Raw genomic sequence first — 12,815 nt, forward strand, 5'->3', positions numbered from 1 at the left:
CGACTGCTACCACTGCTATCGCCGCTACCGCTTCGACTGTGCGGAACGGCCACCAGTCGAGAGCGAGACGAGCACAAGCAAGAACACAATCAGCACGCCAGACAAGCTCACCAACGCGGTCGTTGCTGGCAAGAACTGCACCGCAATTCCCATCGCCAGGACCGGCACGATGAGTCCAAGGTATGAGATGAGGAACATGCTTGCGAGCGCTGAGCCACGCTGATCCGCTGGCGCAATCGCGAGCACCGTACCCACGCCAGCCTTGAACAACAGGCCCGCGGCCGCACCTGCGATCGCACCACCAAGCACAAACATGGGCAGCTGCTGGCTCAGCATCGCAACGACCGTCACGCCGAGACCGAGTACCTCACCAACGACTCCCGCAGTCAAACGCACGCCGAGCGGGAGCTTCGACGTCGTGCTCTGCGCGAGCGCAGCCGCAGCGAAGACCACGAACGCTACCCCGCCAGCAACAAATCGACTGGGCTCTCCCATCGTGCCAGCAACGAATCCAGGCGCAACCGAGGTAAATACGCCGAAGACAGAGAAAGCGACAAACCCAGCGATCGCTGCCTGCCAGAACCCTCGACCAAGCCCCGCAGCACCGGGACGCTGCGGCCTGTACGGTGGCCTCGGACCAGAAAGATCCACGGTTTCTGGCGTTGCGAGCACCGCGCCAACTGACAGCACCAGCAACACGATAAACACCACGTACGGGACCGTGAGCGGCCCTGACACGTACTCAGCCAACGCACCGGCAACAAGCGGACCAACGCCAAGTCCACCGATGTTTGCCGCAGTCGACACAATTTCAGACCTCGCGCTGCCATGCCCTGGCCGGTAACGTCCGTGCAGTTCGTGCAAATAGGCGGTTGCCGTTGCAGACAGCATGCCCACGCCAATGCCAGTCACAAACCGTGCGATAAGCAGGCCGGGCAGCTCCTGCGCGAGCAAGAAGATCGCAGCTGCAACAATCTCAAGCACCAGCGCGATGAGCATCATCTTTCGCCGACCGACCCAGTCTGAAATGTGGCCGGCCAGCAGCAGGCTCACAATGACACCCACTGCGTACACCGCGAACACCACGGTCACCACAAACATCGAGAAGTTGTCACGCTCTGCATACAGCGGATAGAGCGGCGTTGGGAGCGTCGAGAACGCCATTCCGACAAGGAACGCGAAGGCAATGTTCCAGAAGCTGACGGCGCGAACCTGCACCGCCGGTCGATCCTGCGTACGGATCAATTCAGTCATAGTTTTCCCTTTCACTACCTATCGACTGTGCCAGTGCGGATTGCATCGCGTCCAACGAATAATTTTGAACAGATTTATCGAAATGATCGATAATAGCGAGATGGATCTTCGCCAGCTTGAATACTTCATCGCAGTCGCCGAGTTGCGCAGTTTCACCCGAGCTGCAGAGGCATTGCACGTCGTGCAATCGACGGTCTCAGCCGGGGTTAAAGCACTCGAGCACGACCTTGGCACGACGCTCGTCGTGCGATCCACCCGCCAATTTCACCTCACCGCCGCGGGTGAGGAGCTTGTGCGCCGAGGGCAAGATCTCCTCACCGCAGCCCGCGCAACTCGTGACGCCGTGAAATCGGCAGAGGGCCGCGTCACCGGTCGGCTTCGCGTCGGTGCACCAGCGTCTGAGCTGCCGTTCAATATGCCCGAGGTCATTGGCGCGTTTCGCCAGCGGTATCCGGCGGTCGACCTGCAACTACTCACCTCGCCCGAGGGTTCCATCGGCCTGCAACAAGATGTGGTGAACAACCGGCTGGATGCCTCGTTCTGCTCGGGTGACATTTTCTTCACCGAGCTCCAGCAGATGGAACTCGCCTGTTCGCCAGTCGTGCTTGCCGTTGCCGAACATCACCCACTCGCAAAGAAACGTCAGGTGACACTCGCTGAAATCGCTGGCGAATCATTTATCGATTTTCCCGAGGGGTTCGGACAGCGGAGCGTGACCGACGCCATGTTTCGTGACGCTGGTCTCATGCGCAGCATCAGAACCGAAACCACAACAACCGCGCTCGTCACAGCGTTCGTTCGCGAGAACATCGGCATCGCGCTCTTGCCAGAATCAGCAACCGTTGGGCAGCCAGGAATCACCACCCTGCAATTCCCGGCACCCGTGCCGCAGTGGCGGATCTCGCTGATCCATCACGAGCACCGCTGGCATACGCCTGCACTAGACGCCCTCCTTGCGCTCGTGACCGAACGGATCACCGGCGGCACGGAGTAGGTGGGCGACGCCGTGACATCACCGCACGCACCTGGTAGAATCTTCTGTCATGGAGATGATTGAGATAGATATCCGGGCCTAGTCACTGGCTTACAGTGGCTGCCTCGCGTAGCGCATTGCCCTACGCAGTACCCCCCATATCTCTGACGCACTCGCCTAGGTTCGTTCTATTGAACGTTGACCGGCGAGACCGCCACCTCGAATACCGCCCCTTTCGCATACGCGGGGCGAGGTTTCGTGTTTGGCGTCGCAGTCTGCGTCACCCATCCCTCTGCCACTGATCACGCGACTGTGCGTTCACGGCAGGGAAGAAAGCAGGATTCATGTCCCAGCACTCAGCGATCACACTGCAGAACCTCACCTTCGAATGGCCAGATGGCTCAGTCGCACTCAACGCAGTCTCGGGCACTCTCCCCGAGGGCAAAACCGGTCTCATCGGACATAACGGTGCAGGCAAGTCAACGCTGCTCAAGCTCATCGCCGGCGAACTCACGCCGTCTTCCGGCAGTATCAGCACCGCTGGTGAGGTCGGGTATCTTCCACAAAACCTCACCCTTCGACACGACGCCACCGTTGCCGAGTTGCTTGGCATCAATGCTGTGCTCGATGCGATCCGCGCCATCGAGAGCGGTGATGTTGACCAGGCACATTTCGACACCATTGGCGACGATTGGGATATTGAGTCGCGCGCAGACGAGTCCCTGCACCAGATTGGATTTTCTGCCGCGGATCTTGACCGCCCGGTATCGGCGTTGTCAGGTGGCGAAAGCATGCTCATTGCGATCACGGGGCTGCGCATTCGACGCACGCCGATCACGTTGCTCGATGAGCCGACAAACAATCTTGACCGGGAAACGCGCGCACAGCTCGCAAGCTTCATCGACTCGTGGCCCGGCACGCTCGTTGTCGTCAGCCACGATCTCGAACTCCTCGAACACATGGAACACACCACTGAACTCTTCGGTGGAACCCTCTCAACCTTCGGTGGGCCCTACAGCGAATGGAAGGCGCATCAAGAACAGGCCCAAGCCGCAGCGGTGCAGGCAGCGCGAGCCGCACAACAAACGCTGAAGGTCGAAAAACGTCAGCGAGTTGAAGCCGAGACGAAGCTTGCGAGGCGTGAACGCACCGCGAAGAAGACTCAGAAGGACGGTGGAATCCCCAAAATCATCGCGGGAAAGCGGGCGAACAACGCCCAGGTATCAGCCGGTGCACTCCGCAACACCCTCGACGACAAGGTGCTTGCAGCCCAGGCAGCGGTCGATGCCGCAGACGCTCGGGTACGCGAGCAAGCGCACATCTCACTCGTGTTGCCCGATCCGGATGTTCCGCGCGGACGCCGCATCGCAGAATTCACCGACGAGCATCGCACGTACATCATGCAGGGCCCAGAACGCGTCGCTCTCGTCGGGCCGAACGGATCGGGCAAGTCAACGCTCATCACCGGCTTATTGAGCGGCAACGACCCAGTCGAGGGGCGCCCCCACGGCAAGCTGGTGACTGAGCTCGTTGGCTACCTGCCGCAACGACTCGATAATCTCGATGATTCGTTGAGTGCGCTCGCAAACGTGCAGGAGGTTGCGCCCGATACGCCCGTGGGCACGATCCGCAATCATCTCGCGCGACTGTTGCTTCGCGGAGACAGTGTCGACCGCCCCGTCAGCACCCTCTCGGGTGGTGAACGCTTTCGAGTTGCGCTTGCGAGGTTGCTCTTCGCTGATCCGCCAGCCCAATTACTCGTGCTTGACGAGCCGACGAACAATCTCGACATCGCGAGCGTTGAGCAGCTTGCCGAGGCACTTGACGCATACCGCGGGGCATTGCTCGTCGTGAGTCACGACTTCGATTTCTTGACGCGGATCGGCGTTGACGTCGTCCTCGAACTCGACGCGGCGGGACGCATGCATCAGCGGGCAACTCTCCCCAGATAACCCGTCAGACGCGTCGCTTTCTGTCACCAAAAGGCACCCTGGTCAGGGAGTTAGGCTTGTCTAACCTTGCTTGCGCATCGCGAAAATCGGAGTATCGTACTTTTTAACAGTTCAAATCAACCGTGAGACGAAAGGTAAGACACATCATGGTCGCTACTCAGAAAACTTCAGTCGTAGTCTCGCAGGGAGACCTCGATCGCCCCGCAGGCGTAGCTCGCTACCTTGCACCGGTCGTGAACGATCTCGTTGCACTCGCAGTCAACGGCAAGCAGGCCCACTGGCACGTGCGCGGTGCAAACTTCATCGGCGTACACGAGTTCCTCGATGACGTCGTTGCTCACGCACAGGACGGCGCAGACGAGGTCGCAGAGCGCATCGTCGCACTCGGCCTCCCCCTCGATGCTCGCATCGGCTCGGTTGCCGCGGGCAACAGCCTGCCTGAGCTGAGCGCTGGCTTCCAGAACTCCGAGACCACGGTCACCGAGATGGTCGCTTCGCTCGATGCAGCAATCGCAACGGTCTACACCGCGATCGACGGCCTCGCAGACATCGATGCACCGAGCCAGGACATCGTCATCGCGCTCGCACAGCAGCTCGATAAGGATCGCTGGTTCTTGAACTCGCACATTGCGAACTAACCTCGCCTGACTGACGAGTCAGATAACCCCAGGTGGGTGACGCGGATCCTTCGCGTCACCCACCTGCGCGTTTCAATGCACTGTATGTTCATTGGGGCACTTCGGCGGCGGGGCGGGCTGGGCGATTCCGCAAGATTTTGCCGGGTTTGGATCCGCGCTTGATGCCAGACTCCGCTAGCTTTCAAGCATCAAGAACGCTAGGCCCCGAGCCCACCACGAAACTCGGTGGCTGCGGCAAACGTCTCAGCAAGCTCGTCAGCGATGCGGCGCAGTTCACCTGAGGCCCAAGTGTTGTCGCTCAGCCCAGGCCACAGCTGCACATAGCGACCACTCATCGGGTCGCCTCGGAGCCATTCATCAAGCCACCCATCCGCAGCACGAATCGCTGTAGCCCCAGGCCTGTCTGCGTTCTTGGTTCGAATTGCCCAGGTTACGCCGACGCCAGCAGGGAGCAGTCCGCGTTCGAAGGACTCGATCTGGACTGGTGATTCAACCTCAACGACGACTCTGCCGTAGGTCTTCCGCGGGAGCGCGGCGGCCCACTCGCGCAAAGCTGGGATGTCTTCGGCATCGCCGACGGCAAGCACACACTCCAGGTTCGTTGGGCACACAAAAATGAAGTCGCTCGACTCGTCGCCAGACCCGACCCCATTTTCTGGCTCACCAGGAAAAACACCCCAACTCACGCTTCCAGTGTACGCCACATTTCAGAATCATCAGATGTTGGTTTGCTGGGAGGGTGGGGATGAGGCTACGCCTTGCGAGTGAGAGCACGGGGCGGCGCGCGCACTCCTGGCGCCGCTGGTAGCTGCAGTGCCCCGGGCCGTCCCCTGCCTGGAGCTGGGCTGGGCTACTCTGTCCCTCCTTGCCTTGCCTTGCCTTGCCTTGCCTTGCCTTACGCTCGCTCTGCCCCGCTCAGCCCTGCTCTGCCCTGCCCGGCTCTGCCCTGCTCTGCCCTGCTCTGCTCTGCATATTTGCCTTCATCAGCACGATTTCACCTGAATTCATGCTGACGAAGGCCGTTTTCCAGACGAAGGGCGACAAAGCCCGGCACCCCACGTCCAGCGCCCGAATAGAAACATCAACGCCCGGCACCTCGCACATCTGCGAGGTGCCGGGCGCTACCGCTCCGCGACTAAAGCGTCACGAATATAACCACTGAGTTCAGAGCCCTTGTCCCGTCGGCGAGACCAGAATCTTCACAGCAGTTTCGTTGTGGTTGATCAACGTATCGAAGCCCTTGTCAACGAGGTCTTCGAGCGCAATCTTGCCGGTGATGAATGGCTTGAGATCGATCTTGCCTGACTCAACCAGCGCGATGGTGTCAGGGTGCGAGTTTACGTAACCGATGGTGCCGCGCACATCGATTTCCTTCATGACCAGCTTGTGCATGTCGAACGATGCAGGCTTGCCCCAGATCGATACAACAACGATGACGCCAGTCGGGCGTACGGCGTCCATGAGGGTGTCAAAGACCACCTGCACCGAGGTGCACTCGAAGGCAACATCAGCGCCCTTGCCGTCGGTGAGCTTCTTCACTTCGTCAACGACGTTGACCTCTGCCGGATTGAGCGCAACATCCGCAACTCCAGCATCGAGCGCCTTCTGACGGCGCAGCGGTGAGAGCTCAGAGATGATCACCTTCACACCGAGTGCGGTGAGCACTGCTGCAGTGAGCTGACCGATAGGACCAGCGCCGCCAACAACGGCGGTCTGGCCAGCGACAACGCCTGAACGCTTCACCGCGTGGTACGCGACCGAGAGCGGCTCAATGAGTGCTGCTTCGTCGAGCGCAACAGACTTATCGACCTTGTGCACCCAACGCTCACGTACAACGATGTTCTCGGCGAGACCGCCACCGCGGCCACCGAGACCAATGAAGTTCATGTCTGGTGACAGGTGGTAGTCGTTTGACTCGGGGCCAGTGTTGACGTCGTCGCGGATGATGTAAGGCTCAACCACAACATGATCGCCGATGGCGAGGTCTGTAACACCCTCACCAATTTCAGAAATGACACCCGAGAATTCATGGCCGAGCGTGACAGGTGCGTCTTCGCCCGAGATCGGATGTGGATGTCCATGAGCCGGAACAAAAATCGGCCCATCGAGGTATTCATGCAAATCGGTGCCGCAGATTCCAGTCCACGCGGCATCGATACGAACCGTTCCCGGCTCAAGTTTCTGCTGCTCAATCTCTTCGATGCGAATATCGCCGCGATCGTAGAAACGTGCTGCCTTCATTATGAACACCCTCTTCAGTACAAGGTGCAACTGAGCGGAGGTAGCCAGGTCTTGTGAACCCGGCACCAGCTTGTCAGTTGCTGGTTATTGGCTCTCAATTTTCAACCGGCGCGGCGGTACCGCATCGATTGATGATTATCACGTTACGCCCGCTAGCATTGATGCGTCAACCACACAGGAGGTTCGGTGAGTCCGACAGCAGAAGACCGAAATCCAGACCTGCGAGAGCTGCAGATCTGGGCCAATTATCTCGAGTCTGCGCACTTCCTTCGAAACATGCTCGAGCGTCGAATGCTTGAGCGCGCGTCGCTGTCACTTGGCGATTACCAGGTGCTGCTTGCGCTGTCGGAGGCTGAGAAACATACGCTGCGATCCGCTGCCCTCGCAGACCTCGTGGATTGGGAGCGCAGCCGACTTTCGCACCATCTCGGCCGCATGGAGAAGCGCGGTTTGCTGAAGCGCAGCCAGAGCAAAGAGGCAGCGCGCGGTGTTGACGTGACGATCACGGCTGACGGGCTTGCGTCGTTCCGTATTGCGAACGCGGATCATTTGCACGCCATCAAAGAACTCTTCGTCAATGCGTTCAGTGCGGAGCAGATCCAGCAGGCGGGCGAAGTCTCTGAAACGTTAATCGGCCATCTCGAAGAGGCCGAAGAAGCAGAGATCGCCGCAGCTGAGGCAGCGGCAGCAGCCAAGCCATCGCGCGTTGCAGAGGCGGCACAGGCCGCAGCCGCCATCGCGGCGATGCCGGTCATCTTTGAACCGCTCGAGGACCTCTCGACGGCAGCTACACCGAGCAGCTAGCAGTCGCCTGCGGTGCCACGACTGTTGCGGCGCAGCCCTTGCGGCACGGCTGTTGCGGCACAGCTGTTGGGGTGCGGATCCGCCCGACAAAGCAGTTTCCCGCCGAAAACGCCCCTTTCATGCGCATGAAAGGGGCGTTTTCGGCAATAACCCGCGATCTCAGCAGCGTCACTCGCCACGATGTCAGGAACGAGTAATGCGAGCCGCCGGACTCGGGCAGCGGTCACCGGATAGGGCCGGTGACCAGGAGCGGGCTCTGCAGGCCCGCCCGGTCTTGGCGATCAGGCCTCACGCCGCGGAGGCCTCCCGCCGCGAAGGCGGCACGAGGCGAACACGGCACGAGGCGAAGTCCGCACACCTCCCGAGCAGCACGCGCTACTCAAGCAGCGCAAATCCAGTCTCGTTGCTCGTGCGCCCGAGCGCCGCGAGCATGATCTGCAAGAAGCCCATCGACTCGAGTTCGCGAGACCTCGTGAGCGGGCCAGCATCGACTGCGCGCATGCCTGAGGCACGAATGAAATCGGCGACTGCGATCTTTGCTTCTGCGTAGTCTCCCGCGTAGAGCACGGTCGTGGCGGTCGTCCCATTTGTGCCAGCGGTCAGGGTGTCACCGAGGTTGACGTTGAACGCCTTGACGACGGCAGCCGATGCGGGAACCATAGCCGCAAGCTCAAGCGCGGTTGACGACCCAGCGGGAACCTTCAGCTCGTCGTAGGTTGTGAAGTCGATCGCGTTCGCGATATCAACGATGACTTTGCCGTCAAGGCGCGACGCATAGGTTTCAAGCACGCTTGGGTAGGCGACGAACGGCAACGCGAAGATGACGATGTCACCCGTAATGTCATCTCCGAGTGCCCCGTAGGTAACTTCGGGTCGATCTCCAGAGGAACTGAGTGTGCTGCGGCGGAGGATCTGCGTCGGGTATCCGGCGCGCTTGGCGACCTCGGCGAGTGCGGCACTCATTTTGCCGCTGCCAATAATCGTGATGCCGCGCCTCGCCGTACCACGGCTCTCACCGGAGTTGCCTGCAGCCACTACTGCGTTCGAAGTCATACGTTCCCGTTCCTCTCAAAGCGGGCGAGCGCCTGCTCTGCCACTTTCTTTGCGTCGTAATCGAAGACCGCGCTGCGGCGGAAATCGCGGCCAACACGAATGTCTGCATCGCGCTTCGCGAGATCCGCAAATTCGCGCTGTGCATCGAACATCCAGCCCGATCGACGCGATCCGTGCTGCAGAATCGCGGTGCGCTGCATCCGCACCGCTGTGTACCGGCGAAACGCCTCAGGAATCTCGGCCACGCTGTTTGCCGCCCGCAAGAAGGTGGCGAGTGCCATGCTGTCCTCGATGGCCTGGTTCACACCTTGTCCTTGATGCGGGAGCATCGTGTGAGCGGCATCGCCGAGCAGTGCTACTGGGCCGTGAGACCAGTTGGTCAGTGGTTCGTGGTCGAACAATCCCCACCAGAATGTCTTCTCGATCGAATTGATGAATCGATGCAGGCGCGGATCCCAGTCGTCGCCAGCGAACTCAGCCGCGAGTTCGCTCACCTCCGCCGGCCCAGACCATGGACCGTGTAGCGGCCGGTCGCTCGGCACACCCGCCACGAAGTTATACAGCGTTCGATTCTTCAGCGGGTAACACATGAAGTGACGCGAGTTTCCCATCCACACTTGGCTGATCGCTGGCCAGTCTTCTGGAAGCCGGCTTGCATCGACGACCCCGCGGTACACGATGTATCCCGAGTAGACGGGTTCAGGAAATTGCCCGACCGTCTTTCGCGCCACCGAATGAATGCCGTCTGCGCCGACGACCGCGTCAAAGTCCTCGACCACACCGTTCTCGAACGAGAGCCGCACGCCCTCGTCCAAGATTTCGATGTCGCTCAAGCGGTGGCCGAGGCGGATCACCTCAGGATCCACCTCAGCCGCCAGCACATTGATCAGGTCAGGACGGTACATGCCGATGTTGCGGTACTGCTTGTGCGAGTCTTCCCATGCCGCATCGGTCACGAGGCGACCCATGGAATCGAGGTACACCCCGTGCCCGTCAGGAACAGCACCGGCGTCGCGCACTTTTTCAAGGAATCCGAGTTCGTCGAGAACGCGTTGCGCGTTCGGTGCGACAGTTACCCCCGCCCCGACCTCGCCGAGCTTACTGGCCTGCTCGAAGATGGTGACTCGAACGCCTGCGATCCGCGTCAGTGCAATTGCAGCGGTCAACCCGCCCATTCCACCGCCGATAATCGCGATTTTGGTTGCTGGACTCAACATGCTTTCTCCTTGACTGAGAGGTGTGGTGCGCGGATCACTCTAAGCGTCTGCGTGGACCCTGACGACCGGCGTTGGTGAGGTAAACATGGTGGCACCGGCCGCCTGTTCTGCTTCGTGGTCTGGGCCGAGCGGAATGCCGCTGCGGTCACGGAGCGCGAGCGTCGCAAGGCCACCGATGAGTGAAGCCACGAGCAGGTAGGTCGATACCGCGAGCGTGGATCCCGTTACCTCGAGGAGCATCTGCGCAATCATTGGGGCAAACGCGCCACCGATGATTGCACCGAGTGCATAGGTGATCGAGACGCCAGAGAAGCGAATCGACGCGGGGAAAATCTCGGAGTACCAGGCCGCGAGCGGCCCGTAGGTGAAACCGAGTGCGAGCGAGATGAGGATGAGCGCAAGGTACAGGCCTGCGAGCCCCCACTGGTTCACAAACCAGAACGCAGGGAATACGATGAGCGCCTGCATGCTGAAGCCGATGAGGAACGTGTTTCGACGGCCAATTTTGTCTGCAAGGATTCCGGAGAACAGCGTCGAGAAGAACCAGACCGCGGCACCGGTCGATGCGGCAAGGAGTACTGCTGTCGTGTCTAGGCCCTGGGTGTTAATGGCGTAGGCGTTCATGAATCCGCCTGTGGTCATGTAGCCGAGGGCACCGTTTCCTGCGAAGACGAGGGCGGCAAGGAGCACGAGGTACCAGTGACGCTTAAACACCTCAACGATAGGAATGCCCTTCTTCTTTCCCTTTGCCGCGATCTCCTGGAATACCGGGCTTTCATCGACCGCTCGGCGGATCACAATGCCAACGACGATGAGCACGATGCTCAGCAGGAACGGCACGCGCCAGCCCCACTCCAGGTACGCCTCACCCGGCGAGATCACGCCGGTCATGAGCGCGGTCGTTCCCGAGGCAAGCAGGAACCCAAGGGGTACACCCAGCTGCGGCCATGATCCAGCGCGACCGCGGTGGCTTGCGGGAGCGTGTTCTACTGCCATGAGTGCGGCGCCGCCCCACTCTCCACCGGCCGAAAGCCCCTGGAGGATTCGGAGGAAGAGAAGGAGGATCGGCGCGGCAATTCCAATTGCTGCATAGGTCGGTAGCAAGCCGATAAGCGTCGTCGAAGCGCCCATGAGCACAAGCGTGACGACAAGCATTGCGCGTCGCCCAATGATGTCGCCGAAGTGGCCCGCGAGGAACGCACCCAATGGCCGGAAGAGGAACGAGATTCCGACGGTCGCGAACGACAGCATGAGGCCGATTTGCTCACCGGCTGGCTGGAAGAAGAGCTGCGCGAAGACGAGCCCTGCGCTTGTGGCATAGATGAAGAAGTCGTACCACTCGATAGTGGTTCCGATGATGGTCGCGAAGGCGACCCTGCGCAGCGAGGTCGGCCTGACTGCGGAAGCTGTTGCGGACATGGTCATTCCCTAACGTCGTTGTTAGCCGCTCAGAAGTGAGCGAATCGGAGGTGGAGCACGCACATCTCGATCAGTCAGCGGCGCCCCGGGGTCTTCCCTAATATGGCGTGGATTCGTCTGCGTGTAAATCGCACTATTGTGGAAAACAAGTTCGATTTTCCTTAAGAATCTGCGAAGGGGCAGGTATCCCAATGGTCGACGTGAGTCTGCGGCAGCTAGAGCTCTTCTCTGCGCTGCCAAACTTTGACACGCTCAGTGCAGCTGCAGCCCACCTGCACATCTCTGAATCTGCGCTATCGCAGGCAATCACCGGGCTCGAGCGCACCGTGGGCGAGCCGCTCTGCGTCCGCCGGAAGGCGCGCGGACTCACCCTCACCCCCACCGGAGTGGAATTCGCCAGGCAGGCGCGGCAGATCATCTCAGCGACGCAAGAACTCGTGCTCGGCGTCGGTGAAGACCACGGCCTGCGCGGTCCGGTCAAGCTGGGGTGCTATTCGACCTTCGCGGCGTATGTCGTTCCAGAACTCCTTGAGGGATTTCCCCGTATGCACCCCGGTGTGGATGTCTCAATCATGATCGGCACGAACGAAGAACTGCTCGCTGCCCTCCAGGGCGGCCGACTCGACGTCGCGCTCGTCTACGATGTTTCGCTTCCGGCGGGATACCGCAAGCGGCGGATCTATCAGACCGAACTCGAAGTACACCTCCACCCCGATCACCCGCTCGCAAGCGTCCCCTCTCTCGACCTCACCGACCTCGCGAACGAGCCATACATTCAGTTCGACGCCACCCCGGGCACGGCAAACGTCTTGGACGCGTTCTCAGCGCGTGGGCTCGTCCCAACGATTGAGGCGCGGATCAGCGACATCGGACTCGTGCAAGCCCTCGTGGGCCGCGGGCTCGGCTATAGCTTGCTCATGTCCCGTCCGAGCGCTGCCCGCACGAGCTTGGAGGGGCGACCACTGCTCATTCGCCCGCTTGAACCGCCGGTGACGCAGTCCCATGTTGTCGGCATTTGGCCTGAAGATATGGACCTTACCCCCAGGGCTTCAGCGCTTCTCGACTTTGCTGAGGAGAGCTACGGGAGCTGATGCTTGAGGAGCCGTGTGCGACGCAGCGCTCACGCGCCGGTGTTGCCCGCGTCTTTCCGCACGCGCAACTCGCCGGAGCTCTCTTTCCGCCCGCCCACCCCGCCGAAACATCTTCTTCCTACCCGGGCCCCGCCGAAACAACCCCTTCCTACCCGCGCACCCCGCCGAAACAG

11 protein-coding genes are annotated in these 12,815 nt (G+C 60.6%); 5 read left to right on the forward strand and 6 right to left on the reverse strand.

Going from position 1 to position 12,815, the window contains the following annotated elements; translation table 11 throughout:
• Positions 1–24: 24 nt before the first annotated feature.
• Entirely contained in the window at positions 25–1,254 is a 1,230-nt protein-coding gene (locus FW756_RS09855; RefSeq protein ID WP_446429971.1) for an MFS transporter, read from the reverse strand.
• 82 nt (positions 1,255–1,336) lie between these two features.
• Here FW756_RS09855 and FW756_RS09860 point away from each other — a divergent pair, with 82 nt between their 5' ends.
• From FW756_RS09860 to FW756_RS09870, 3 genes are all read left to right on the forward strand, one after another.
• A complete protein-coding gene (locus FW756_RS09860) occupies positions 1,337–2,248 on the forward strand; it encodes a LysR family transcriptional regulator (protein ID WP_446429972.1) in 912 nt (303 codons plus the stop codon).
• Between the two features lie 323 nt (positions 2,249–2,571).
• A complete protein-coding gene (locus FW756_RS09865; RefSeq protein WP_446429973.1) occupies positions 2,572–4,179 on the forward strand; it encodes an ABC-F family ATP-binding cassette domain-containing protein in 1,608 nt (535 codons plus the stop codon).
• Between the two features lie 146 nt (positions 4,180–4,325).
• On the forward strand, positions 4,326–4,817 hold the full coding sequence (locus FW756_RS09870) for a Dps family protein (protein ID WP_446429974.1): 492 nt from the start codon (positions 4,326–4,328) through the stop codon (positions 4,815–4,817).
• A gap of 197 nt (positions 4,818–5,014) precedes the next feature.
• Here FW756_RS09870 and FW756_RS09875 read toward each other — a convergent pair whose 3' ends face one another.
• Both FW756_RS09875 and FW756_RS09880 read right to left on the reverse strand, forming a co-directional pair.
• Positions 5,015–5,503 (reverse strand): SIP domain-containing protein, encoded by a 489-nt coding sequence (locus tag FW756_RS09875; protein WP_446429975.1) that lies wholly within the window; start codon positions 5,501–5,503, stop codon positions 5,015–5,017.
• Positions 5,504–5,981: 478 nt separating this feature from the next.
• Positions 5,982–7,058, reverse strand: coding sequence for a 2,3-butanediol dehydrogenase (locus tag FW756_RS09880; RefSeq protein WP_446429976.1), 1,077 nt, complete (start codon positions 7,056–7,058; stop codon positions 5,982–5,984).
• Between the two features lie 186 nt (positions 7,059–7,244).
• Here FW756_RS09880 and FW756_RS09885 point away from each other — a divergent pair, with 186 nt between their 5' ends.
• A complete protein-coding gene (locus FW756_RS09885) occupies positions 7,245–7,862 on the forward strand; it encodes a MarR family winged helix-turn-helix transcriptional regulator (RefSeq protein ID WP_446429977.1) in 618 nt (205 codons plus the stop codon).
• A gap of 375 nt (positions 7,863–8,237) precedes the next feature.
• Here the strand turns inward: FW756_RS09885 and FW756_RS09890 are convergent, their stop codons facing one another.
• From FW756_RS09890 to FW756_RS09900, 3 genes are read right to left on the reverse strand one after another with little or no spacing between them, the layout of a single operon-like run.
• Positions 8,238–8,915: an NADPH-dependent F420 reductase gene (locus FW756_RS09890; RefSeq protein ID WP_446429978.1), complete on the reverse strand. Its 678-nt coding sequence runs from the start codon at positions 8,913–8,915 to the stop codon at positions 8,238–8,240.
• Entirely contained in the window at positions 8,912–10,132 is a 1,221-nt protein-coding gene (locus FW756_RS09895) for an FAD-dependent monooxygenase (protein ID WP_446429979.1), read from the reverse strand. The genes FW756_RS09890 and FW756_RS09895 overlap by 4 nt, the downstream gene beginning before the upstream one ends.
• Positions 10,133–10,171: 39 nt before the next feature.
• Positions 10,172–11,557, reverse strand: coding sequence for an MFS transporter (locus FW756_RS09900; protein WP_446429980.1), 1,386 nt, complete (start codon positions 11,555–11,557; stop codon positions 10,172–10,174).
• A 185-nt stretch (positions 11,558–11,742) separates the two neighbouring features.
• Here FW756_RS09900 and FW756_RS09905 point away from each other — a divergent pair, with 185 nt between their 5' ends.
• Positions 11,743–12,642 (forward strand): LysR substrate-binding domain-containing protein, encoded by a 900-nt coding sequence (locus FW756_RS09905; protein WP_446429981.1) that lies wholly within the window; start codon positions 11,743–11,745, stop codon positions 12,640–12,642.
• The last annotated feature ends 173 nt before the right edge of the window (positions 12,643–12,815 follow it).

Source organism: Leucobacter sp. 1207-22, assembly GCF_052850455.1.